17 protein-coding genes, 2 tRNA genes and 3 rRNA genes are annotated in these 23,581 nt (G+C 36.9%); 16 read left to right on the plus strand and 6 right to left on the minus strand.

Annotated elements, in window-relative coordinates; genetic code table 11:
• Positions 1 to 22: 22 nt before the first annotated feature.
• The 3 genes from OZP12_RS04260 to OZP12_RS04270 all read right to left on the minus strand — a co-directional run bounded on the left by OZP12_RS04260 (position 23) and on the right by OZP12_RS04270 (position 2,702).
• Positions 23 to 670: a flavin reductase family protein gene (locus OZP12_RS04260; RefSeq protein ID WP_281227816.1), complete on the minus strand. Its 648-nt coding sequence runs from the start codon at positions 668 to 670 to the stop codon at positions 23 to 25.
• A 70-nt stretch (positions 671 to 740) separates the two neighbouring features.
• Positions 741 to 1,187 carry a YybH family protein gene (locus OZP12_RS04265; protein WP_281227817.1) on the minus strand — a complete coding sequence of 149 codons (447 nt, stop codon included), beginning with the start codon at positions 1,185 to 1,187 and terminating at the stop codon, positions 741 to 743.
• Between the two features lie 6 nt (positions 1,188 to 1,193).
• A complete protein-coding gene (locus OZP12_RS04270; RefSeq protein ID WP_281227818.1) occupies positions 1,194 to 2,702 on the minus strand; it encodes a helicase HerA-like domain-containing protein in 1,509 nt (502 codons plus the stop codon).
• 363 nt (positions 2,703 to 3,065) lie between these two features.
• Between OZP12_RS04270 and OZP12_RS04275 the strand changes: the two genes are divergently transcribed.
• The 8 genes from OZP12_RS04275 (at position 3,066) to OZP12_RS04310 (ending at position 10,419) form a co-directional block, all read left to right on the plus strand.
• A complete protein-coding gene (locus tag OZP12_RS04275) occupies positions 3,066 to 3,890 on the plus strand; it encodes a MotA/TolQ/ExbB proton channel family protein (RefSeq protein WP_281227819.1) in 825 nt (274 codons plus the stop codon).
• 45 nt (positions 3,891 to 3,935) lie between these two features.
• On the plus strand, positions 3,936 to 4,559 hold the full coding sequence (locus OZP12_RS04280) for an ExbD/TolR family protein (protein ID WP_281227820.1): 624 nt from the start codon (positions 3,936 to 3,938) through the stop codon (positions 4,557 to 4,559).
• A gap of 21 nt (positions 4,560 to 4,580) precedes the next feature.
• On the plus strand, positions 4,581 to 5,150 hold the full coding sequence (locus tag OZP12_RS04285) for an ExbD/TolR family protein (RefSeq protein ID WP_281227821.1): 570 nt from the start codon (positions 4,581 to 4,583) through the stop codon (positions 5,148 to 5,150).
• A gap of 41 nt (positions 5,151 to 5,191) precedes the next feature.
• Positions 5,192 to 5,998 carry an energy transducer TonB gene (locus tag OZP12_RS04290; RefSeq protein WP_281227822.1) on the plus strand — a complete coding sequence of 269 codons (807 nt, stop codon included), beginning with the start codon at positions 5,192 to 5,194 and terminating at the stop codon, positions 5,996 to 5,998.
• Between the two features lie 235 nt (positions 5,999 to 6,233).
• The gene (locus tag OZP12_RS04295; RefSeq protein WP_281227823.1) at positions 6,234 to 7,157 is read left to right on the plus strand and encodes a PstS family phosphate ABC transporter substrate-binding protein; all 924 of its coding nucleotides are present in this window, start codon (positions 6,234 to 6,236) and stop codon (positions 7,155 to 7,157) included.
• 19 nt (positions 7,158 to 7,176) lie between these two features.
• Positions 7,177 to 8,850 (plus strand): tetratricopeptide repeat protein, encoded by a 1,674-nt coding sequence (locus OZP12_RS04300; protein WP_281227824.1) that lies wholly within the window; start codon positions 7,177 to 7,179, stop codon positions 8,848 to 8,850.
• 137 nt (positions 8,851 to 8,987) lie between these two features.
• Entirely contained in the window at positions 8,988 to 9,620 is a 633-nt protein-coding gene (locus OZP12_RS04305) for a 7-carboxy-7-deazaguanine synthase QueE (RefSeq protein ID WP_281227825.1), read from the plus strand.
• A gap of 400 nt (positions 9,621 to 10,020) precedes the next feature.
• Entirely contained in the window at positions 10,021 to 10,419 is a 399-nt protein-coding gene (locus OZP12_RS04310; RefSeq protein WP_281227826.1) for an energy transducer TonB, read from the plus strand.
• Positions 10,420 to 10,530: 111 nt separating this feature from the next.
• On the opposite strand, the gene OZP12_RS04315 is transcribed toward OZP12_RS04310, so the two are convergent.
• Positions 10,531 to 11,235: a class I SAM-dependent methyltransferase gene (locus tag OZP12_RS04315; RefSeq protein ID WP_281227827.1), complete on the minus strand. Its 705-nt coding sequence runs from the start codon at positions 11,233 to 11,235 to the stop codon at positions 10,531 to 10,533.
• A 74-nt stretch (positions 11,236 to 11,309) separates the two neighbouring features.
• Between OZP12_RS04315 and OZP12_RS04320 the strand changes: the two genes are divergently transcribed.
• The 8 genes from OZP12_RS04320 (at position 11,310) to OZP12_RS04355 (ending at position 20,089) form a co-directional block, all read left to right on the plus strand.
• On the plus strand, positions 11,310 to 11,804 hold the full coding sequence (locus OZP12_RS04320; protein ID WP_281227828.1) for a YkgJ family cysteine cluster protein: 495 nt from the start codon (positions 11,310 to 11,312) through the stop codon (positions 11,802 to 11,804).
• A 97-nt stretch (positions 11,805 to 11,901) separates the two neighbouring features.
• The gene (locus tag OZP12_RS04325) at positions 11,902 to 13,137 is read left to right on the plus strand and encodes an ABC transporter permease (protein ID WP_281227829.1); all 1,236 of its coding nucleotides are present in this window, start codon (positions 11,902 to 11,904) and stop codon (positions 13,135 to 13,137) included.
• Positions 13,138 to 14,049: 912 nt separating this feature from the next.
• Positions 14,050 to 15,563 (plus strand): 16S ribosomal RNA (locus tag OZP12_RS04330).
• Between the two features lie 125 nt (positions 15,564 to 15,688).
• A tRNA-Ile gene (locus OZP12_RS04335) sits at positions 15,689 to 15,762 on the plus strand.
• Positions 15,763 to 15,910: 148 nt separating this feature from the next.
• Positions 15,911 to 15,984: transfer RNA gene (locus OZP12_RS04340), tRNA-Ala, on the plus strand.
• Between the two features lie 171 nt (positions 15,985 to 16,155).
• Positions 16,156 to 19,038, plus strand: a 23S ribosomal RNA gene (locus OZP12_RS04345).
• Between the two features lie 166 nt (positions 19,039 to 19,204).
• Positions 19,205 to 19,314: ribosomal RNA gene (gene rrf, locus OZP12_RS04350) — 5S ribosomal RNA — on the plus strand.
• The 16S, 23S and 5S rRNA genes sit together here with 2 tRNA genes alongside, the layout of an rRNA operon.
• 370 nt (positions 19,315 to 19,684) lie before the next feature.
• The gene (locus tag OZP12_RS04355; protein WP_281227690.1) at positions 19,685 to 20,089 is read left to right on the plus strand and encodes a T9SS type A sorting domain-containing protein; all 405 of its coding nucleotides are present in this window, start codon (positions 19,685 to 19,687) and stop codon (positions 20,087 to 20,089) included.
• A gap of 734 nt (positions 20,090 to 20,823) precedes the next feature.
• On the opposite strand, the gene OZP12_RS04360 is transcribed toward OZP12_RS04355, so the two are convergent.
• Together OZP12_RS04360 and pdhA are read right to left on the minus strand one after the other, a co-directional pair.
• The gene (locus OZP12_RS04360; RefSeq protein WP_281227830.1) at positions 20,824 to 22,434 is read right to left on the minus strand and encodes a dihydrolipoyl dehydrogenase family protein; all 1,611 of its coding nucleotides are present in this window, start codon (positions 22,432 to 22,434) and stop codon (positions 20,824 to 20,826) included.
• Between the two features lie 8 nt (positions 22,435 to 22,442).
• The gene (gene pdhA / locus OZP12_RS04365) at positions 22,443 to 23,441 is read right to left on the minus strand and encodes a pyruvate dehydrogenase (acetyl-transferring) E1 component subunit alpha (RefSeq protein WP_281227831.1); all 999 of its coding nucleotides are present in this window, start codon (positions 23,439 to 23,441) and stop codon (positions 22,443 to 22,445) included.
• Positions 23,442 to 23,581 lie beyond the last annotated feature (140 nt).

Raw genomic sequence — 23,581 nt, forward strand, 5'->3', positions numbered from 1 at the left:
TATAATTGCTATTCCCTTTTTTTTATTCCCTGTCTTTTTTAAATGATTTAGTTGGTACATCTTGTTGGGCAGGTTGAAAACGATCAATTAGTTTAGGTAAAAAATAACCGTCAACACCATTTACGGCAACTATATTTCCTTTGTCTAATTGTAACCAACCGTCTTTATGTTCTAATGTTTCATCGAAAAAAATATGCTCGATAGAAGCTATTATATGAATAGTATCATTTTCCTTAATGAGGTATTCGTTGACAAATTTGCAATAGAGTTGTACCGGGCTTCCTTTTACAAATGGGATAGTAAAACCTTCTTTGTATTCTTCTTCCAGATTGGTTTTGTTAAATTCTGAGGTTCCATAATCATAATTAGCTGATGTGTGGTGTGCATCGGCAATCATGTCGATTGTAATATGGTTTACCGTGAAATAACCGGTTTCCATTATGTTTTTATATGTATCTCTTGGAATCGTAGTTGGACGAAGAATAAAACCTATTAGCGACGGGCTATTCCCTAAGTGTGTGACACTGCTAAATATGGCGACATTGGTATTACCTTCTATTGATTTTGTGGCTATTAAATTGGCTGACTTAAATCCAGTACATGAATTAATTAAATTTAATTTCTCAATTTTATCCATTTGCAAAATGGTTTCTTTTGAAATATGCTTCATGATTTTTTAAGTTTAGACTAATAAAAGGATTGAGATTTAACCTTGTAGGGATTGGTCGGGAAAAGGAAAATCAATCCCAAATATATTTCCAGGAGCCGTCTTTTTGTTTTTTCCAAACAGTATGAAAAACACCTTTTGAAACTTGTTCTTTTCCTGAGGCATCTTTTGAAGTCCATATATATTTGCCATAGCTTGAAGCCATATCACCACCATTGGAAACGGTAACCGATTCAGGAGTCCAAGTTATTGTTGCGTTTTGGTATTTTGGTTTTAGATAATAGTTTTTGATATTGTTTTTGCCAATGATTAACGTATCACGTTCTCTTTTGATAACCGCGTTTGAATCTGCAAATTGATAAAATCCTTCTGCTATTCCTTTTTGACTAACTAATTTTTCAAAATCTTTTTCAGCTTTAACAATTTCCAACTTGACATACGTTAAGTTAATTGGTTTAGTTTTTTGAGTACAACTGTTAAGGAGCACGACAAAAACAAAAAGTTTGAAGATGTTTTTCATTGAAAATTATTTTTTAAACATTTTTGAAAGTATTCCAAAAGCTCCTCTAATAAATGTGGCACTTGTAACAACCTTCAAAACTGATTTTGTTACAATACTTGCTGTGCTGGGTTCATTGCTTTCTTTCTTTTTTTCTTCGGTAGCAGTCGTTGTTTCTTGAGCGGTTTCAATTTTTTTGGTAAGCATTTCATAAGCACTTTCGCGATCAAGGACTTCGTTGTATTTTTTAACTAATTTGGAATTGGCATTGATTTCTTCAATTTCGTTATCAGTTAAAATGTCCATTCGACTCATGGGTGCTCGCATCATTGTTGCTACAAGTGGTGTTGGAATTCCTTTTTCGCTTAATGCTGTCACAAAAGCTTCACCAATTCCAAGACTCGTTAATACTTCGTCTGTCTTGTAATATTCGGTTGTTGGATAATTGTCTGCCGATTGTTTAATTGCTTGTCTGTCATTCGCCGTAAATGCTCTTAGAGCGTGTTGAATTTTTAATCCTAGTTGTGCCAAAACGCCACTTGGAATATCCATGGGATTTTGGGTAATAAAATAAACGCCAATTCCTTTGGAACGAATTAATTTTACGATGGTCTCTATTTGTTCTAATAATGCCTTGCTGGCTTCATTAAAAATCAAATGGGCTTCGTCTATGAAAATAACTAATTCAGGTTGGTCAGCGTCTCCTTTCTCGGGCATTTGCTGGTATATTTCGGCAAGTAAACTCAACATGAAAGTAGAGAATAATTTAGGTTTGTCCTGAATATCAGTGAGCCGTATTATATTAATATAACCTTTTCCATTTTCGTCAAGGCGAAACAAGTCGTCAATTTCAAAAGAAAGTTCACCAAAAAACAAATCACCGCCTTGTTGTTCGAGTTCGATTATTTTTCTTAGAATAGTTCCTGTAGTCGAAGTTGATATTTTGCCATAACTTTCTTCGATTTCGTCTTTTCCTTCGTTAGTAATAAAATTGATGACTTTTTTGATGTCTTTTAAATCCAATAAAGGCATTTTATTGTCATCACAATATTTGAATATAATCGAAACAACTCCGACTTGTGTATCATTCAAATCTAAAATCCTAGAGAAAAGAACAGGGCCAAATTCAGAAACTGTTGAGCGCAGACGAACGCCTTCCTGTTTAGAAAGAGTCATTAATTCCACGGGAAAACTAGAAACGGAGTAAGGAATGTTCAATTTGGAGTGACGTTCCTTTATAAAGTCTTTTTCTTCGCCTTCTTTTGCAACCCCACTGAAATCACCTTTTATGTCCATCATTAATACAGGAATGCCAAATGAAGAGAGCTGTTCTGAAAGAACTTGGATTGTTTTTGTTTTTCCAGTTCCTGTAGCGCCAGCAATTAGCCCGTGTCTATTTAATGTCTTAAGCGGAATTTTAACGTATGTGTCAGGCAATGTTTCGCCATCAAGAATGGCTCCACCTAGTGTTATGCTTTCTCCGTGTGACAGATAGCCTTCGTTTATTAACTGAATAAAATTTTCTTTTTTGCCCATTTCTTGTTAAATATTAATGTCTATTGCTAAGATATTGATTTTTTTTGAATGAATAAGCAAGTGTTTTCTTTAAAAAAATATCACAAATATTATTGAATTGTACATATTATTGTCTTTTTGAACATAAGTATTTTTTGAAATAAAATATTAAGAATGGTCAAAATTGCATTTTTTTTTAACGTTTTAGAATGATTCATTGCAGAAAATCTTCAATTATTCTTAAAAAATAGTGGAGATATGTTTTGATAACAAAATAAATTACGCGATTAGCAAAAAAAAAGTTTTTTTATTTCAACTAAAAAATTAAATTTGCTCCTATACAAGTTTATTAAAACTAAAATAAATATTTAAAATTTAAAAAAAATGGCAAACGTTAAAGTTAAAAAAGAAAGCTCTTCGAATGGTGGAGGAATGGTTTCAGGAATTATTATTGCATTATGTATTTTTGTAGGTTGGTTGATTTGGTCTCAAGTGATGGGGGATCCTTCAAACTTTGAAGGAGGAGATACTGAAAAAGGGCATCCATTAAATACATTAGGGCAGGTTTACAAAGGAGGAGTTATTGTACCAGTGTTATTAGGTATGTTATTAATGGTTATTGTGTTCTCTCTTGAGAGATTTTTTGTTATTTCAAAAGCTGCCGGTAAAGGTAATTTAGATAAATTCATGAAAGCAGTTCAAGGAAGTATCAAATCTGGTGATATTGATGGTGCTATTGCTACTTGTGATAAGCAACAAGGTTCTGTTGCAAATGCTATTAAATCTGCATTGGTAAAATACCAAGATGTTAAAAAAGAAGGATTCAATAGTGAAGAAGCTTCTGAAGTAATTCACAAAGAAATTGAAGAAGTTACTTCTCTTGAAATGCCAATGTTGGAGAAAAATATGACGATTATTTCTACTTTGGTATCTTTAGGTACACTTGGAGGACTGTTAGGAACTGTATCGGGGATGATTAAAGCGTTTGGTGCTTTGGCAACTGCTGGTACTCCTGACCAAGCTGCTCTTGCAGTTGGTATCTCTGAGGCTTTGATTAACACGGCTACAGGTATATCTACTTCGTTTTCAGCAATTATTGCATACAATTTCTTTACTGCAAAAATTGACGATTTAACTTACTCTATTGATGAGGCTGGAACTACAATCGTTAATACTTACAGACATTTCAGAGGAAGTTTAAAACAATAATTAATTTTTGATAATAAAAATTTATCAAAATAATAGACATAAATAATGGCTAAAATAAAAATGAAAAAGAAGTCAACACATACCGATATGACGGCAATGTGTGACGTAGCGTTCCTTTTGCTAACGTTCTTTATTTTGACTGCCACTGCTAAAGTTCCTGAAGTATTACCTGTTGATACGCCGCAATCTACTGTGCAAACAAAATTGCCAGCAACAGATTTGTCAACTTTAACAATTGGTAAAGTGAATGGAAAAAATGCTGTATTCTTTGACTTAAAAGATAGAGAAGTTCGTAAAAGAACGCTTGAATTGATGAGTGAAAAATACAATGTGCCTTTTTCAGAAGAGGATAAAGAAAAATTTGCTTTGATGGAAAGTTTTGGAGTGCCAATTCAAAGTTTAAAGCAAATTTTGGATATGAAAAGTGCTGACAGAAACAAAGCAGGACAGCCTGGAATACCTAAAGATTCGTTGGATAATCAATTGAAAGATTGGGTTTTATATGCTCGTAAAGCTAATATTGAGGTTAAAGACAAAGAATTGCAATTTGCGATTAAAGGTGATGCTAAAGAACAATATCCAGCGATTAGACAAATTATGGATATGTTACAGGATCAGAAAGTCAATAATTTTAGCTTGGTGACAGGTTTAAGAGGGAAGAATTTTTAATTAAAAAAGACACACTAAAAAATGGCTGAATTAAATACCGGCGACGGTGGCGGTGGCAAAAAAGGTGGTGGCAAGGTAAGAAGTAAAAAAGCAAGTGGTAGAGTAGATTTGACTGCCATGGTGGATTTAGCTTTCTTATTGATCACGTTCTTTATGCTTACTACTACCTTGTCTAAACCTCAATCGATGGATCTTACTTTACCAAGTAAAGATGAGGATAATGCGACTGATACAAATGTAAAGGTTGATGAGCATCGTACTATGACTATTTTGCTTGGAGACAAAGGAAAATTAGTGAGATATGTGGGTATGCTGGCCACTCCTGTTGATGGGGGGGCACCTAAAGACTTTACATATGGAAAAGAGGGTATCCGTAAGGAGCTAATTTCCAGAAAAGAATCGATAAAACAGTATTGTATTTCTATAAATAAACCAAAACAAGGTATTATTGTTATTATCAAACCAAGCAAAAAATCAACTTATCGCAATTTGGTTGACGTTTTGGATGAAATGGCAATTGTTGGGGTAGATACTTATGCAATTGTAAATGATTTTTCTCCTGAAGAACAAAAATTGTTAGAAGCAAAGTAATAGAGAAATCTTTTTTGCTAATAACCTAATAATTATAAAAAATGAAATTAGATTTAATAAAAAATCAATGGATAGAAATCGTTTTTGAAGGGCGTAATAAACTCTACGGAGCTTATGAGCTTAGAAAAACGAATCGTAAAACTTCTACGAAGGCTCTTATCATTGGTAGCATTGTTTTTAGTCTTGCGATTGCGGCTCCACTTATAGCGAGTCACTTGCCAAAAGGCGGAGATGATGATGCTAGTTTGGACAAGAAGATTGTTGCAGTGAAGTTGCCTCCGAAGAAGAAAGTGGAGGAGATTAAAAATCTTCCACCACCACCACCTCCTCCTCCTAGGGTTGAGCAGGTTAAATTTGTGAAACCGGTTGTTGCTAAAGCAGACGAGGTTACTGAGGATCCGCCAAAAATCGAAGATATCAAAGATAAAAATATTGGTAAGGAAAATGTTAAAGGTGATCCAAACGCAAAGCTTACTGTAGATGAGCCTGTTGGAAATGGGCCAGTAGTTCAAGAAGTTATTGAGGAAGATACTAGTGTTCACTCATTGGCTGGAATTGAACAAAAACCTGAATTCCCAGGGGGTATTGAGAAATTTTATGCTTTCGTTGGTAAAAATTATCAAGCTCCAGAAGAGGAAGGTCTTAAAGGAAAAGTTTATGTAACTTTCGTTGTTGAAAAAGACGGGTCATTAACTGATATCAAAGTTGTAAGAGATATAGGTTATGGAACTGGAAAAGAGGCAATTAGAGTTTTGAATAAATGTCCAAAATGGATCCCAGGTGAGCAAAATGGTAAAAAAGTAAGAGTATTATATTCTCTTCCTATTACTATTCAATCTGCTGAATAATGTTAAATAACTTATTTAATAATTTGAAGAAGAAATCGCTTATTGAGCGATTTCTTCTTGTTATAACGGTTTTGGTTTTTTGCGGTTACTTTTTTTTAGGCGTGATGGTGATTTTTTGGAAAAAATTTCCATTTAAAATGGAAATGCAATATAGGATCGCGCTTGGAATTGTTTTAATTACATATTCGATTATTCGTTTCTTTCGAGTTTATAATGCTAATAAAGAAGATTAGGTATGTCAGGATTTAAAAACTATTTGATTTTAGTATCGGTTGTTTTCATTTTTTTTAGTTGTAAAAAAAATGAAAACGAAGGTACAGATGTGGAAACTATTTTAAAAGGTAAAGCTACCATTTATGTAGATGAAACTGTAATGCCTATAGTGGAAGACGAAGTAATGGTTTTTGAAAGTAAATATGATGCTAAGTTTTCGTTGATTTCCAAATCAGAATCTGAAGTATTAAATTCTTTGTTCAATAACAAAGCTAAAATTGCAGTTCTTGCTAGGGATCTGACAAAAAAAGAGTTAAAGTTATTCGAACAAAAAAAAATAATTCCTAAAATAACTAAATTTGCTATAGATGGAGTTGCTTTTGTTTCAAATAAATCAAATAATGATACTTTAATTGCGTTGAAAGATGTAATTGGTTTTATAAAAGGAGAGAGAAATTCAAGGATTAAAGGAATTGTATTTGACAATCCTAATTCAAGCACTGTTAGTTACATTAATAATTTAGCTGGAGTAAATGCTTTGTCCGGTAAAGATGTGTACAGTTTGAAAACCAATAATGAAGTTTTGAAGTTTGTTTCGGAAAACGATGGAATGATAGGAGTTGTTGGTGTAAACTGGTTGTTACAGCCTGAGTCTTCAATGGAGTCGGTTATAAGCAAAATAAATGTGTTAAGTGTTAAAGGTTTAAAAGGAACTAAATATTATTCACCATCACAAAATGATTTTGCAGAAGGTACTTATCCTTTATTGAGAGACTTGTATATTGTGAACTGTCAAGGAACATCTGGTTTGGGAATGGGTATTGCTTCGTTTGCTGCTGGAGATATCGGACAAAGAATAGTTTTAAAATCTGGTTTGCTTCCGTATAAAGTGCCTCCAAGAAGATTGCACGTAGTCCACGGTGAGACGGAAAATGAAAAGAAATAAATAAATTAATTTAAAAAAAATGAATAAAGTTAAAGTTTTAAGTATTGCATTATTGGCAGTTGTAACAACTAGCCGAGCGCAAGATCTTAACCAAGCAAAAAAGGCTATTGATGCTGAGCAATTTGAAAGTGCAAAGAAAATTTTAAAATCTATAATAAATGCTAAACCAGCTAATGGTTCAGCTGATTTTTATTTAGGAAATGTTTATTTATTGCAGAATAATGCTGATTCTGCGAAAATTTATTACCAAAAAGGACTTGCTGGTAGTGAAGGTGCAAGACTGAATAATATTGGTTTAGGTTTGATTGAATTAGACAATGGAAATGTATCTGGAGCTGAAGAAAAGTTTGCTTTGGCAACAAAAGATTTAAAAAAGAAGGATATTGAAGAGTTGATCTATATTGGGCGTGCTTATACCATTTCGACAAAACCTGATTATAAAAAAGCGCTTGAATATTTGAATAGAGCTAAATTGGTAAATCCAGAAGATGCACAATTGAACCTGGCTTTTGGTAACGCTTATTTCGGGGATAAAAATCAAAATGAAGCGTATTCGTCTTACCGTAAAGCTTACAATGCTGACAATACTTTGCTTAGAGCAAAAATGCAATTAGGAGTTTTGCTTAAAGGTGCAAAAGCTTATACCGAAGCAATAAAAGCGTTTGATGAAGTTATTGCTATTGATGCAAATTACGGCCCTGTTTATCGTGAATTAGCAGAAACCTATTATCTGTGGGGTAGAAATGAGCCTTCAAAATATAGAATTTATGTTGAAAAGGCACTTACTAATTATGAAAAATATTTGTCATTGACGGATTATTCAATTAGTTCTAGAATGCGTCATGCTGACTTTTTGGTTCTTGCAGGAGAGTACAAAGCTTTAGAAACTGAAGCGAATAAAATGATTGAATTGGATAAGGTGAATCCTAGAATCATGCGTTATTTAGGTTATTCAGCTTATCAAAACGGAAACTATGATGTGGCAATTAAATCTTTAGAAAGCTTCGTTGCTGTGCCTACCAATAAAGTGATTGGCTTGGATTATCAAACTTTGGGATTTGCTAAGATCAAAAAAGCTGTAAGTGAAGATGGTAAGACTATTGATACTGCATTGTTTGATAATGCTATTCTTGATGTTAAGAAATCTGCTGAAATGGATGCTAATGGATTGGCGATGAATATTAGTGAGATAGGAAAGAAATTATATGAGCAAAAAGCTTTCAAACAAGCAGCTGCTATATATCAAATCGCCGTTACTAATAAAGAATCTAAAAACTTTGTTTTGGATAATTTCTATTTAGGAAACAGTATCTATTTTGATAATACTAGAAAAGATGTTGTGAAGCCTGATTTAGCTGCATTGCAGATTGCTGATTCAGCTTATGGCGCTGTAATTGAGGCTTCTCCAAAAACGCAAGACGCTTATTTGTATAGAGCTAGAACTAATAGTTTGATGGAGAATGATGCTATGACTATTAAGTATTATGATGATTTTGTGAGAGTTGTTACAGAAAAAGGTCCAGAGGAACTTGCTAAACCAGCAACTGTTAAAAAGATCATAGAAAGTTATAATACTTCTGCCGCCAGTTATGCTAATACTGATAAAGCAAAAGCAAAAGAGTATTTCAATAAAACATTAGCTATTGATCCAACAAATGAATACGCACTTAATTCAATTAAAGCATTGAAATAAAGATTATCAAAGATAAATTTGGAAAGGCAATCAGAAATGGTTGCCTTTTTTTCTTTTTGACTTTTTAAAAGTTAACCTATGGCTATATTTCTTGACTTTTCTTTTATTTGATTACCTTTGTGACCTAAATTAATATAATGTTATCTAAAGAAGTTCAATTAGAAGTTAATAAAGGGAATATGCTTCCTCTTATGGAAGAGTTTTACACAATTCAAGGGGAAGGTTTTCATACGGGAACTGCTGCGTATTTTATTAGAGTTGGTGGCTGTGATGTTGGTTGTCATTGGTGTGATGTTAAGGAAAGCTGGAATGCTGAGTTGCATCCTCCTACGAAAATTGATTTAATAGTTGACAATGCTGCCAAATATGCAAATACAATAGTTGTAACTGGTGGAGAGCCTTTGATGTGGGACATGGAGCCTTTGACTCAAAAATTAAAACTGAATAATTTGAAAGTTCATATTGAAACTTCCGGTGCTTACCCTTTAAGTGGAGATTGGGACTGGATTTGTCTTTCTCCAAAGAAAAATAAGCTACCGACTCAAACTGCTTATGATAATGCTGACGAACTCAAGGTTATTATATACAATAAACACGATTTCATTTTTGCTGAAGAACAAGCTGAAAAAGTAAATTCAAAAGCAATTCTTTTTCTTCAACCAGAATGGAGTAAAAAAGAGGAAATGACTTCTTTAATAGTTGATTATGTCATGAATAACCCAAAATGGCGTGTGTCACTTCAAACACATAAGTATCTTAATATACCTTAAATTTTCTCCTCTTATTTGATTGATTTTAGTGCAATTAGTAAATGCTTTTTGTGCAATGTCGGTATGTTTTCTTTTTAGCTTTTCTCTCTTTGGTTTATAATTAAAGTGTTATGAATTGTAGGTTTTTATTTTTTATTTTATGAAATATACAATAAAACTTACTTTGTGTTTTTTAATTCAATATTTTAAGAAGTTTTTTCTTGTTATTTATTATTTATGAACTTTAAAGGTGGTTTGTAACTATCTAAAAAACAATTGGTTATTTTTCTTTATAAAGATGTGGTAATTTAATTAACTTATTTTTGTGTATTTAGTTTTTATACATTGTTTTTTTTATATATTTACTAAAATAACCTACCTTATTTTATTTTATAAATAACTTAATTATAAAAAATAACTTATGAAGAAAAATTTACTTTTATTGATTGTTTTATTTGTTGTGAATTTTGCCTCTGGTCAGGTAACTGCCACAATCGTTGATGATGCCCCTTTTAACTACGATGATGTTGAAGTTAGGCCAGAATTTCCAGGTGGATATAATAATTTATTAGCTTTTATTGCTAAAAATTTTAAGCTAACCGATTATGAAGGATATGGTGGTACTCTTAAAGTTGCTTTTATTATTGAAACTGATGGTTCGATCACTAATATTAAAGTTGTGAAAGATCTTGGAGAAGGAACGGGAGTTGAAGCAAAAAGAGTAATGTTGATGTCTCCAAAATGGTCTCCAGGTGAACTTGGAGGGAAGAAAGTAAGGGTTCTTTACGAGTTACCCATCAAAGTAGCTGGTCAGGGTTAATTTGTAATCTTAATTAAAGTTTAATTATAAATTTAAAAGCCAAATATTTTTAAATATTTGGCTTTTTCTGTTTTAATAGTTAGGGCGGTGTCTTCGTTAATTTGTCTTTTTTTAAATAAAAAGTTTGGCTAAATAATCGTAATGTTCTCCTTCAAGAATTAATTCGCATTGAAGTCCATTTGTATGAGCTGCGTTTTGAAGCGTATTGTAGTCGAGATAAAGCCAAGGAAATGGATCTTCTTTTTCTTTTTTATAACTAATTGTAAATTCCAATTCTCCATAATAACCATTGGCTGGAATTTCGAAAGCTCCGTCTTCATCTTGATCAAACATATAAATAATATCGGAACTGTCAATCAAAATTTGTCCTTTAGGATTTAATAAGGATTTTAGTTTTTGAAGAAATTCGGGAGTTTTTTTTAAAGTGCCAAAAATTCCTGTTCCATTCATTAAAAGTAAGATAGTGTCGAATTTTTCGTTTTTTAAAGTTAAAATATCTTGCACAAAAGCATTATTTAGACCGCGTAATTTGCAGGCTTGAATTGCATTTTCTGAAATATCAATTGAGGTAACATCAAGTTTTCTGTCATTTTGCAATGTAAGACTATGACTTCCCGCACCACACCCTACATCAAGTATTTTTCCTTTTGCCAGTTGCAACGCTTTTTGCTCAATTTTTGGCATCTCGTCATAATTCCTAAAAAGGTAAGCTACGCTCATTTGGTCTTCTTCCGAAATTGATGTTTCCGTGATTAAGTCTTCTGGTTGGTTGTTGGTTTGATAATCGAGTATAGCTTTTCCGAAAAGGTCTTTCATAAAAATTAGTTTCAAGTTTAAATTTCCGAGTTTAAAGTTTAGTACTTTTGCGAAATCATAAACAAATTTAGGATTTGAAACCAGCTTTAAACGAATTAGGAAAACTTGCCAAAGATAAGCATATCGAAAACAAAAAGTATTTTGATAAGTTAAAAAAGAAGACGCCTAAAAATTTGGATTATGTAATGCAGGACATTCACGATGCCGAATTCAAAAAAACAGATTGTTTAAAATGTGCTAATTGCTGCAAAACTACAGGTCCGTTATTTACTTTGGCAGATATTGAGCGTATATCTAAATTTTTAAAGCAAAAACCACAGCAGTTTATCGAGCAATATTTGCGTATTGATGAAGATAAAGATTATGTGCTGCAAAGTTTGCCATGCAGTTTTTTGGACAGTGATAATATGTGTTTTATTTATAATGTGCGTCCAAAAGCCTGTCGGGAGTTCCCACATACTGACAGAAAGAAATTTCAACAAATTACTGATTTAACGCTTAAAAATATTGCAATTTGTCCGGCTGCTTTTAATATAGTGGAAGAAATGAAAAAGAAGTTGCCGCTTTAATTAAGTGAGATTGTTAAATTGGAGCTAACCAAATCGATTAACAAAATCCTAAGTAAAACTTTATGTATATTTGTTCGGTTTCTCAAAATAAATCAATTTGAATTTAGAATATTTTATTGCTAAAAGACTTATTACTGCAAAGGATTATAAAAGCAGTATATCGGCACCTATAATAAATATTGCAATATCTGCAATCGCTATCGGAATGATTATGATGATTGTTTCCGTAGCAACAGGGATTGGTCTGCAAAATAAAATAAGAGAAAAGATTTCTGCTTTCAATGGCCATATCATAATTTCAAACTACGATAATAATCAATCTGAAATAACATTACAGCCTATTTCAAAAAATCAGGATTTTTATCCAAAATTCAATTCCGTTTCGGGAGTAGAACATATTCAGGCAATAGCTAGTAAAACTGGTATAATCAGAACTGAGTCGGCTTTTGAAGGGGTAATTTTCAAAGGGGTTGGTAGTGATTATCAATGGGAGAATCTGAAGGAGTATATCGTTTCTGGAAAAATACCGGTTTTTTCTAAGAATATAACTCAAGAAGTGCTGATTTCTCAATTTCTTGCAAATAGGTTGAATTTGAAAGTGGGTGATTCTTTCAATACTTTTTTTGTAAAAGAAAATCAAAACCAATTGCCAAATGTCCGAAGATTTAAAATTGCAGGGATTTTCAATTCTGGATTTCAACAATTCGATGCTACATATATAATAGGTGATATTCGACACATACAGCGAATTAATAAGTGGACTCCAAATCAAATTGGTGCTTTTGAGGTCTTTGTGAAAGATTTTAATGCCATAAAAGAAACCGGTGATCAGGTTTATAAAAAAACGTCCTCCACACTGGATAGCAAAACAATTATCGAAAAATACAGTTATATATTTGAGTGGTTACAGCTTTTTGATTTTAACATTATTGTTATATTGGTTGTAATGATACTTGTAGCGACGATAAATATGGTTGTTGCTCTCTTGGTTCTTATTCTCGAACGAACACAAATGATTGGTATTTTAAAAGCATTAGGGGCCGACAATTGGTCTGTTAGAAAAATATTTCTTTACAATGCATTTTATCTTATTGTAAGAGGGTTGTGTTGGGGTAACTTAATTGGAATCTCACTGTTATTAATCCAGCAGCATTTCGGAATTATTCAGCTTAATCCCGAGAATTATTATGTAAATCAAGCACCGGTTTGTTTAAATGTGGGGTATATTTTGGCTCTAAATTTAATGACTGTTACAATTTGTGCTTTAGTATTATTAATTCCTTCCTATATAATAACCAAAATCTCCCCGGTCAAAGCAATCCGTTTCGATTAAAGTGATCTAAATTTTCAGGAGCTCTTTCCCGCTATCCGTTGCAATCTTGTGAACCGAACCCCGGTCCACAAGGATTTCCGCTACTATCGGGGCTCAGGGCAGTAGTATTTCATCAGAAAGAAATCAATACATATATAGTATAAAGTATAAAGGTATCCGAAGGATGCTTTTTTAAAAGAACCCAATGCAGGTTTTCCTTTGCGTCTTGGCATCTTCGTGAGCGATTTAGGCTTGCAAAGGAGTAAAAGATCGAAGAAGTATAAGGGAATCAAGAAAAAATCTGCATAAGTCAGTGTGTTAAAAAGGAACAATATATAGATAAGCGTAGTGTTGTTTGCAGTAAAACGGGTCTGTCACGCCAAAAAGCGGAAAGATTTTAAAAAAAAGGGTTTTGTAAAATTAAGGTTATCAGAGTTTTAAAAAATAAATATAAAAAAGTTTAGAAAAGGTGTTGTTTAAACGAATAAACTAGCTACTTTTGCACCCGCAACAGCGATGGCGCTCTTGGAAAGACTGACAAGTATAACAAATCAAATTGGAAATTTATTTTCAAAAAAGATTTAAAAAAAGCTTGTGAGATTTAAAAGAGTAGTTTATTTTTGCACCCCGCAAAACATGCAATGATCTTTGACAGGCTGATAAGAAAACGAGAAGAAAAACGAAAATAAAAATTTTCAAAAAAACTTCAATAAGTTCTTGCCAGTTAAAAAGAAAATACTACTTTTGCACCCGCTTTGAGAGACAAACGAAAAGCGAAAAAAGGAATATACGTTCGTAGACATATTGAATTGACAGCCGTCTCGTCCAAAAGACGAGACAAATAAAATAAGAGTAATAGAATCGAGAGATTTGAATTAAAACCACTAGAATCGGAGTCGAAATATAAAACAAGTCGTAAGACTTAAACAATATACGATGAAGAGTTTGATCCTGGCTCAGGATGAACGCTAGCGGCAGGCTTAACACATGCAAGTCGAGGGGTATAGTTTTTCGGAACTAGAGACCGGCGCACGGGTGCGTAACGCGTATGCAATCTACCTTTTACAGAGGGATAGCCCAGAGAAATTTGGATTAATACCTCATAGTATAGCAGTTTCGCATGAATCAGCTATTAAAGTTCCAACGGTAAAAGATGAGCATGCGTCCCATTAGCTAGATGGTAAGGTAACGGCTTACCATGGCAACGATGGGTAGGGGTCCTGAGAGGGAGATCCCCCACACTGGTACTGAGACACGGACCAGACTCCTACGGGAGGCAGCAGTGAGGAATATTGGTCAATGGGCGCAAGCCTGAACCAGCCATGCCGCGTGCAGGATGACGGTCCTATGGATTGTAAACTGCTTTTGTACGAGAAGAAACAACATTACGTGTAATGTCTTGACGGTATCGTAAGAATAAGGATCGGCTAACTCCGTGCCAGCAGCCGCGGTAATACGGAGGATCCAAGCGTTATCCGGAATCATTGGGTTTAAAGGGTCCGTAGGCGGTTTAGTAAGTCAGTGGTGAAAGCCCATCGCTCAACGGTGGAACGGCCATTGATACTGCTAGACTTGAATTATTAGGAAGTAACTAGAATATGTAGTGTAGCGGTGAAATGCTTAGAGATTACATGGAATACCAATTGCGAAGGCAGGTTACTACTAATGGATTGACGCTGATGGACGAAAGCGTGGGTAGCGAACAGGATTAGATACCCTGGTAGTCCACGCCGTAAACGATGGATACTAGCTGTTGGGAGCAATTTCAGTGGCTAAGCGAAAGTGATAAGTATCCCACCTGGGGAGTACGGGCGCAAGCCTGAAACTCAAAGGAATTGACGGGGGCCCGCACAAGCGGTGGAGCATGTGGTTTAATTCGATGATACGCGAGGAACCTTACCAAGGCTTAAATGTAGATTGACCGGTTTGGAAACAGATCTTTCGCAAGACAATTTACAAGGTGCTGCATGGTTGTCGTCAGCTCGTGCCGTGAGGTGTCAGGTTAAGTCCTATAACGAGCGCAACCCCTGTTGTTAGTTGCCAGCGAGTCATGTCGGGAACTCTAACGAGACTGCCAGTGCAAACTGTGAGGAAGGTGGGGATGACGTCAAATCATCACGGCCCTTACGCCTTGGGCTACACACGTGCTACAATGGCCGGTACAGAGAGCAGCCACTGGGCGACCAGGAGCGAATCTATAAAACCGGTCACAGTTCGGATCGGAGTCTGCAACTCGACTCCGTGAAGCTGGAATCGCTAGTAATCGGATATCAGCCATGATCCGGTGAATACGTTCCCGGGCCTTGTACACACCGCCCGTCAAGCCATGGAAGCTGGGGGTGCCTGAAGTCGGTGACCGCAAGGAGCTGCCTAGGGTAAAACTGGTAACTAGGGCTAAGTCGTAACAAGGTAGCCGTACCGGAAGGTGCGGCTGGAACACCTCCTTTCTAGAGCTTTGGTGTTAGCCAAGTGCACGCCAAAGAAAGAAGACGAAGAGACTTTTGGTTTCAGAGATTAAAATTTTATTACTCTTGCTGTTAATTTAAAAGAATAAAGAATTAAGTAAAAACAGAGTCTCGTAGCTCAGCTGGTTAGAGTACTACACTGATAATGTAGGGGTCGGCAGTTCGAGTCTGCCCGGGACTACTTTTTTAAAGGTTTTAGATTTAAGAAATTAGATTTTAGATTTAAGATTAGAAAAGAAACTGAAAAGCTTAATTTACAAGGAAATTCTAGAGTTGAGTTCTTATGAATAGTCATTCATAATTCATAATTCACAATTCATAATTAGATTGGGGGATTAGCTCAGCTGGCTAGAGCGCCTGCCTTGCACGCAGGAGGTCAACGGTTCGACTCCGTTATTCTCCACTATCTTTAAGAAGATAGAATATAGAAAAAAGAATATAGACAATGTCTAATATCTATTCTCTGTGTTCTTTATTCTAAAAAGAAAAAGTTCATTGACATATTGAGATAAAAAAATATTTAAAAAGTAGAAAGAACACGCTTTTTATCTGGAAACGGATAAAAACGTAAGTACAATAAGCAAAATAAGGGCGTATGGGGGATGCCTAGGCTCTCAGAGGCGAAGAAGGACGTGATAAGCTGCGAAAAGCTACGGGGACGGGCACACACCGATTGATCCGTAGATATCCGAATGGGGCAACCCACTATGTTGAAGACATAGTACACCGATAGGTGGGCAAACCCGCTGAACTGAAACATCTAAGTAGGCGGAGGAGAAGAAAACAAAAGTGATTCCGTAAGTAGTGGCGAGCGAACGCGGATTAGCCCAAACCAATGTTGTTACGGCAATGTTGGGGTTGTAGGACCACGAGATTTTATGCACAAGGAACCGGAAGTTACTGGAAAGTGATGCCATAGAGGGTGATAGCCCCGTATGGGTAACAAGTGTAATAGATAGTGGTATCCTGAGTAGGGCGGGGCACGTGAAACCCTGTCTGAATTTGGCGGGACCATCCGCTAAGGCTAAATACTCCTGAGAGACCGATAGTGAACCAGTACCGTGAGGGAAAGGTGAAAAGAACCGTGAATAACGGAGTGAAATAGATCCTGAAACCATACGCTTACAAGCGGTCGGAGCCCTTAAGTGGGGTGACGGCGTGCCTTTTGCATAATGAGCCTACGAGTTAACGTTGCTGGCGAGGATAAGCTATTAAGTAGTGGATCCGTAGCGAAAGCGAGTCTGAATAGGGCGCTTTAGTCAGTAGTGTTAGACGCGAAACCGTGTGATCTACCCATGGGCAGGATGAAGCGCTGGTAACACAGTGTGGAGGTCCGAACCGGTTGACGTTGAAAAGTCTTCGGATGACCTGTGGGTAGGGGTGAAAGGCCAATCAAACTCGGAAATAGCTCGTACTCCCCGAAATGCATTTAGGTGCAGCGCAAGGCATAAGTTATATAGAGGTAGAGCTACTGATTGGATGCGGGGGCTTCACCGCCTACCAATTCCTGACAAACTCCGAATGCTATATAATGTTTCCTTGCAGTGAGGGCTTGGGTGCTAAGGTCCAAGTCCGAGAGGGAAAGAACCCAGACCATCAGCTAAGGTCCCCAAATATATGTTAAGTTGAAAGAACGCGGTTTGTCTGCCCAGACAGCTAGGATGTTGGCTTGGAAGCAGCCATTCATTTAAAGAGTGCGTAACAGCTCACTAGTCGAGCGGACGAGCATGGATAATAATCGGGCATAAACATATTACCGAAGCTATGGATTTACAGTTTACTGTAAGTGGTAGGGGAGCATTCCAGCAGGGTTGAAGGTGTATCGTAAGGTATGCTGGACTGGCTGGAAAAGAAAATGTAGGCATAAGTAACGATAATGCGGGCGAGAAACCCGCACACCGAAAAACTAAGGTTTCCACAGCTATGCTAATCAGCTGTGGGTTAGTCTGGACCTAAGGCAAACCCGAAAGGGGCAGTCGATGGCCAACGGGTTAATATTCCCGTACTACTAATTACTGTGATGGGGTGACGGAGTGATGAAAGTACCGCGAACTGACGGAATAGTTCGTTAAAGCACCTAGCTATAGGTTTTATAGGCAAATCCGTAAAACTTGGTGAAATGCGATAGTACTCGGCGTCTTCGGACAAAGAGATAGTGTACCTAAGGGCTTCCAAGAAAAACCTCTAAACTTCAGGTAATTAGTACCAGTACCGTAAACCGACACAGGTAGTTGAGGAGAGAATCCTAAGGTGCTCGAGAGATTCATGGCTAAGGAATTAGGCAAAATAGACCCGTAACTTCGGGAGAAGGGTCGCCCCGAGCAATCGGGGCCGCAGTGAAGAGGTCCAGGCGACTGTTTATCAAAAACACAGGGCTCTGCAAAATCGTAAGATGAAGTATAGGGCCTGACACCTGCCCGGTGCTGGAAGGTTAAGAGGAGATGTTATCTTCGGAGAAGCATTGAATTGAAGCCCCAGTAAACGGCGGCCGTAACTATAACGGTCCTAAGGTAGCGAAATTCCTTGTCGGGTAAGTTCCGACCTGCACGAATGGTGTAACGATCTGGACACTGTCTCAGCCATGAGCTCGGTGAAATTGTAGTAACGGTGAAGATGCCGTTTACCCGCAGTGGGACGAAAAGACCCTGTGCACCTTTACTATAGCTTAGTATTGACCTTGGATAAATGATGTGTAGGATAGGTTGGAGACTGTGAAGTGGCGTCGCCAGGCGTTGTGGAGTCATTGTTGAAATACAACCCTTTGTTTATCTGAGGCCTAACCCCGTAAACCGGGGGACATTGCTTGGTGGGTAGTTTGACTGGGGTGGTCGCCTCCAAAAGAGTAACGGAGGCTTCTAAAGGTTCCCTCAGTACGCTTGGTAACCGTGCGAAGAGTGCAATGGCATAAGGGAGCTTGACTGAGAGACATACAGGTCGATCAGGTACGAAAGTAGAGCATAGTGATCCGGTGGTTCCGCATGGAAGGGCCATCGCTCAAAGGATAAAAGGTACGCCGGGGATAACAGGCTGATCTCCCCCAAGAGCTCATATCGACGGGGGGGTTTGGCACCTCGATGTCGGCTCGTCACATCCTGGGGCTGGAGAAGGTCCCAAGGGTTGGGCTGTTCGCCCATTAAAGTGGCACGCGAGCTGGGTTCAGAACGTCGTGAGACAGTTCGGTCTCTATCTACTGTGGGCGTTAGAAATTTGAGTGGATCTGATTCTAGTACGAGAGGACCGAATTGGACAAACCTCTAGTGTATCTGTTGTCCCGCCAGGGGCACCGCAGAGTAGCTACGTTTGGAAGGGATAAGCGCTGAAAGCATATAAGCGCGAAACCCACCACAAGATGAGATTTCTTTTAAGGGTCGTGGAAGATGACCACGTTGATAGGCTATAGGTGTAAAGGCAGTAATGTCATAGCCGAGTAGTACTAATAACCCGTAAGCTTATGTACGACTCCTCTCCTCCCGTTCAAAACGGGAGGAGAAGAAACTTTCTAAAACTTTTTATGTTCTTTATCTCAGTATGTTAAAATATTAGCTCGACGTGAGCAGTGACTAGTAAAAAGTAACTAATGATTAGCTAATCACTAATTACCATTCACTAATCACTAACAACCTTAAGGTGGTTATTGCGGCGGGGCTCACCTCTTCCCATCCCGAACAGAGAAGTTAAGCCCGCCTGCGCAGATGGTACTGCAATTTTGTGGGAGAGTATGTCGCTGCCTTTCTTTAGTTAACCCCGACTGAAAAGTCGGGGTTATTTTTTTTATAGATGCAGCGTGTCCCTCGTCTTGGGACGAGATCGATCCGCTGCCTTTCTTTAATCTGAACTTGTTTCAGATTCTTTAAAAACCCTTCATCAAATGATGAGGGGTTTTTTGTTTTAAATTGCTTTGAGAATTTTCAAAATTTTAGAAAACCAGATTTTTGAAACTATTCTCAATTACCTCAATTCTATTCTATATTATCTTTATAGTGGTTACAACGTTTTCGCAGGGTTAAAATAGCATCTGTATTAGAAAATGGAGTTGTGCTGCGGGATGTATAATCGTTTTACTTTAGCAATAGAAATAATTACTAATCTAAAACAAGAGTATCATGAAAACGATTTTAAAAATTAGTCTGATAGTATTGGTGGCGATGACCACGATGGGCGCTCACGCAATAGGAGGTGATTTTTTGCTAAATGTGAAAAAAGCAACCGGTAAGGAAATTTGTTTTTCGGTAAATGGGATCCAAAAGGCCAATGTGGCTATTTATGATAAAGAACATACTTTGATCTATTCTGAAAAAGTTACCGGTACAGATGGAATTATGAAAACCTACAGCCTTGAGGAATTTCCTGAAGGGACTTACTTCCTGGAAGTAGAAACGAGCCAAAAGAAAGTAACCCACGAAATTGTGGTTGCCAAAGAAGCTTCTACACTATCGAGAAAGTCTATAGCCGAGGTTTACAAAGGGGACTTGAAAATGGAAAACGAAAATGTGGTTACGGTTAATTAATTGGATAGTTTTAACGGCATTACTTCGAAACAAAAAAACAGCTCTAAAAGAGCTGTTTTTTTGTTTATAATCCAGAACTAATTATTTTTTGAATGATGGCAAAAGGGTAAAATGCCTCTTTTTAGCCCCGATGGAAGCCTACCGTCTGGACACAAATATTTTATATTAAAAATGGCACGCAGATAACGCGGATTAGACAGATTATCGCTGATTTTTTGGTTGCATACTAAAAATATTATTTGTAAAACTTATGTTTTTTTCAATACATTTTTTTAAAAACAACAAATTTATCTGTGTAAATCCGTTCAATCCGCGTCATCTGTGGCCTATAAAAAGATGTGTCCAGACGGTAGGATGAAAGCGAAAATCCTCTTGTACTGTCTCGTCCCAAAAGACGAGAAGTACAAGAGATTACTTCGTCAGTTCGCTATCGCTCGTGTGTAGTGAATAGCGGGACCAATGCCAGCCGAAAATACCTAATTTTTCTGCTCCTAAAAGAAATAGTTAAAATAGTAATTGCAAGTCTAAATAATAGCGTAGCTTTTAGTATTTTATTATTAAAAGAATTTGGTTGTTTTATGCTTTTTAGGGCGAAGAAATTAAAATAATAACTTCTCTTTCGGATGTTTACTTTTTTTGGCTTATTTTGATTTAATTGATGTCGTAATGAATATTGTAGAAAAAAAATCCCGCTTAGAAACTAAACGGGATTTTTAAATATTAAAATCGAGTGTTTATGCAAGCATAGTTACTGGATTTTCGATGTATTGTTTTAATGTTTGCAAAAACTGCGCGCCAGTTGCTCCGTCAATTGTACGGTGGTCACAAGCTAATGAAAGCATCATTGTGTTTCCAACTACTATCTGACCATTTTTTACTACCGGTTTCTCTACAATAGCACCTACTGAAAGGATAGCAGAGTTTGGTTGGTTGATGATAGAGTTGAATTCAGTGATTCCAAACATTCCAAGGTTAGAAACTGTAAAGGTACTTCCCTCCATTTCAGCAGGTCCCAGTTTTTTGTTTTTAGCTCTTCCAGCCAAGTCTCTAACGCTTGCTCCAATTTGAGATAGGCTCATTGCGTCAGTGAATTTTAAAACAGGAACTACTAATCCGTCTTCAACAGCTACAGCAACTCCGATGTTCACGTGATGGTTGATGATGATAGCATCTTCTTTCCATTGTGAATTGATTTTTGGGTGTTTTTTCAATGCCAATGCACAGGCTTTGATTACCATATCATTGAAAGATACTTTGGTATCAGGAAGGCTATTGATAGCTGTTCTTGATTGCATTGCCTCGTCCATTGTAACTTCAATTACAAGGTTGTAATGAGGTGCAGTAAACAATGATTCAGCCAAACGCTTCGCAATGATTTTACGCATTTGCGAATTTTTGATTTCTTCTGTGTAAACTTCTCCAGCAGGCACAAATACTTTTGGAGCTTCTGTTTTTACAGCTTCCGGAGCTTTTGCAGCTGGTGCAGATGCAGGAGTGAAGTTTTCGATATCGCTTTTTACGATACGTCCGTTTTCACCGCTTCCTTTTACTTGTGTTAATTGAATTCCTTTGTCACTAGCGATTTTTTTAGCTAATGGTGAAGCTAAGATTCTTTTTCCATCAACAACAGTTTCAACTGGTTCTGCAGCTTTTTCAGCTGGAGCAGCTTTAGTTTCTTCTTTTGCTGCAGCTGGAGCAGCTCCACCTGCTTTATAGTTTTCTGCGATTCCGCTAATATCTGTTCCTGCAGGTCCAATGATAGCCAAAAGACTATCTACTGGTGCTGTATTTCCTTCTTGAATTCCGATGAATAATAAAGTTCCTTCGTTGAAAGATTCGAATTCCATTGTAGCTTTATCAGTTTCGATTTCAGCAAGGATATCACCTTCAGCAACTTTATCTCCTACTTTTTTCAACCAAGAAGCAACAGTACCCTCAGTCATAGTGTCACTCAAACGAGGCATTGTTACCACTACAACTCCTTTTGGAAGTTCGGTTGCTGGAGCTGCAACTGGTGCTGCTTCAGGAGCTTTTGCTTCTGCTGCCGGAGTCGATGCCGGAGCAGCTGGGGCTGTACCCCCTGCGATTAAAGCAGATACATCTTCGCCTTCTTTTCCGATAATTGCTAAAAGAGAATCTACTGGAGCAGTTTCTCCTTCTGGGATTCCAATATATAAAAGTGTTCCTTCGTTGAAGGATTCAAATTCCATTGTTGCTTTGTCGGTTTCGATTTCGGCCAAGATATCACCTTCGCTTACTTTATCACCTACTTTTTTAAGCCAAGCTGCTACCGTTCCTTCAGTCATAGTATCGCTCAAGCGAGGCATTGTTACAATTGTTGCCATAATTTGATTTATAATTTATGAGGTGTGAATGGATAGTTTTCTTGTTCGTACACTACATCGTATAGTTGTTGAATTTCCGGATAAGGAGATTCTTCAGCAAATTGAGCACATTCTTCAACGTAATCTTTTACTCTTTGGTCGATTACTTCTACTTCTTCTTGTGTAGCATATTTTTGATCTAAAATCACGTCTAAAACTTGAGTGATTGGATCGATTTTTTTGTATTCTTCAACCTCTTCTTTTGAACGATATAATTGTGCATCAGACATTGAGTGTCCTCTGTAACGGTATGTTTTCATTTCAAGGAAAGTAGGTCCGTCACCACGTCTTGCTCTTTCAATTGCTTCAGTCATCGCTTCAGCAACTTTTACAGGGTTCATTCCATCAACTGGTCCGCAAGGCATTTCGTAACCAAGTCCTAATTTCCAAATATCAGTATGGTTAGCAGTTCTTTCAACTGAAGTTCCCATCGCATATCCATTGTTTTCAACGATAAAAACAACAGGAAGTTTCCATAACATAGCCATATTGAAAGCTTCGTGTAAAGAACCTTGACGAGCAGCTCCGTCACCGAAATAAGTTAATGTAACTCCACCGGTTCCGTTATATTTGTCACCAAATGCTAAACCAGCACCCAATGGAATTTGCCCACCTACAATTCCGTGTCCACCATAAAAACGGTGTTCTTTGGAGAAGATGTGCATTGATCCACCCATACCTTTTGATGTTCCTGTTGCTTTTCCTAAAAGCTCAGCCATAACACGTCTAGGGTCAACGCCCATACCGATAGGTTGAACGTGATTTCTATAGGCAGTAATCATTTTGTCTTTTGTCAAATCCATAGCATGCAAAGCACCAGCTAAGACTGCTTCTTGACCGTTATATAGGTGTAGAAAGCCTCTAACTTTTTGTTGGATGTATAATGCCGCAAGTTTGTCTTCAAACTTTCTCCAAAATAGCATGTCTTCATACCACTTCAAATAAACTTCTTTTGTAACTTCTTTCATTGAAATAATTCTTTTGCTTAAGTGTTATTGTATTATCAATTAATGACCTAGTAACGCAAAATAGTTTCCTCACCACAAATTTGCGCCCCGAAGGCGTCGGGATGCAAAATTAAGACATTCCTACTAAGAACTAAAATTTA

This window comes from Flavobacterium aquiphilum, from assembly GCF_027111335.1.
GTDB classification, from domain to species: Bacteria; Bacteroidota; Bacteroidia; order Flavobacteriales; family Flavobacteriaceae; genus Flavobacterium; species Flavobacterium aquiphilum.

Bases quoted from the DNA above. Each gene is read 5' to 3' on its own strand.
- OZP12_RS04260 (WP_281227816.1), bottom strand. From the start codon at position 670: ATGAAGCATATTTCAAAAGAAACCATTTTGCAAATGGATAAAATTGAG.
- OZP12_RS04265 (WP_281227817.1), bottom strand. From the start codon at position 1,187: ATGAAAAACATCTTCAAACTTTTTGTTTTTGTCGTGCTCCTTAACAGT.
- OZP12_RS04270 (WP_281227818.1), bottom strand. From the start codon at position 2,702: ATGGGCAAAAAAGAAAATTTTATTCAGTTAATAAACGAAGGCTATCTG.
- OZP12_RS04275 (WP_281227819.1), top strand. From the start codon at position 3,066: ATGGCAAACGTTAAAGTTAAAAAAGAAAGCTCTTCGAATGGTGGAGGA.
- OZP12_RS04280 (WP_281227820.1), top strand. From the start codon at position 3,936: ATGGCTAAAATAAAAATGAAAAAGAAGTCAACACATACCGATATGACG.
- OZP12_RS04285 (WP_281227821.1), top strand. From the start codon at position 4,581: ATGGCTGAATTAAATACCGGCGACGGTGGCGGTGGCAAAAAAGGTGGT.
- OZP12_RS04290 (WP_281227822.1), top strand. From the start codon at position 5,192: ATGAAATTAGATTTAATAAAAAATCAATGGATAGAAATCGTTTTTGAA.
- OZP12_RS04295 (WP_281227823.1), top strand. From the start codon at position 6,234: ATGTCAGGATTTAAAAACTATTTGATTTTAGTATCGGTTGTTTTCATT.
- OZP12_RS04300 (WP_281227824.1), top strand. From the start codon at position 7,177: ATGAATAAAGTTAAAGTTTTAAGTATTGCATTATTGGCAGTTGTAACA.
- OZP12_RS04305 (WP_281227825.1), top strand. From the start codon at position 8,988: ATGTTATCTAAAGAAGTTCAATTAGAAGTTAATAAAGGGAATATGCTT.
- OZP12_RS04310 (WP_281227826.1), top strand. From the start codon at position 10,021: ATGAAGAAAAATTTACTTTTATTGATTGTTTTATTTGTTGTGAATTTT.
- OZP12_RS04315 (WP_281227827.1), bottom strand. From the start codon at position 11,235: ATGAAAGACCTTTTCGGAAAAGCTATACTCGATTATCAAACCAACAAC.
- OZP12_RS04355 (WP_281227690.1), top strand. From the start codon at position 19,685: ATGAAAACGATTTTAAAAATTAGTCTGATAGTATTGGTGGCGATGACC.
- OZP12_RS04360 (WP_281227830.1), bottom strand. From the start codon at position 22,434: ATGGCAACAATTGTAACAATGCCTCGCTTGAGCGATACTATGACTGAA.
- pdhA (WP_281227831.1), bottom strand. From the start codon at position 23,441: ATGAAAGAAGTTACAAAAGAAGTTTATTTGAAGTGGTATGAAGACATG.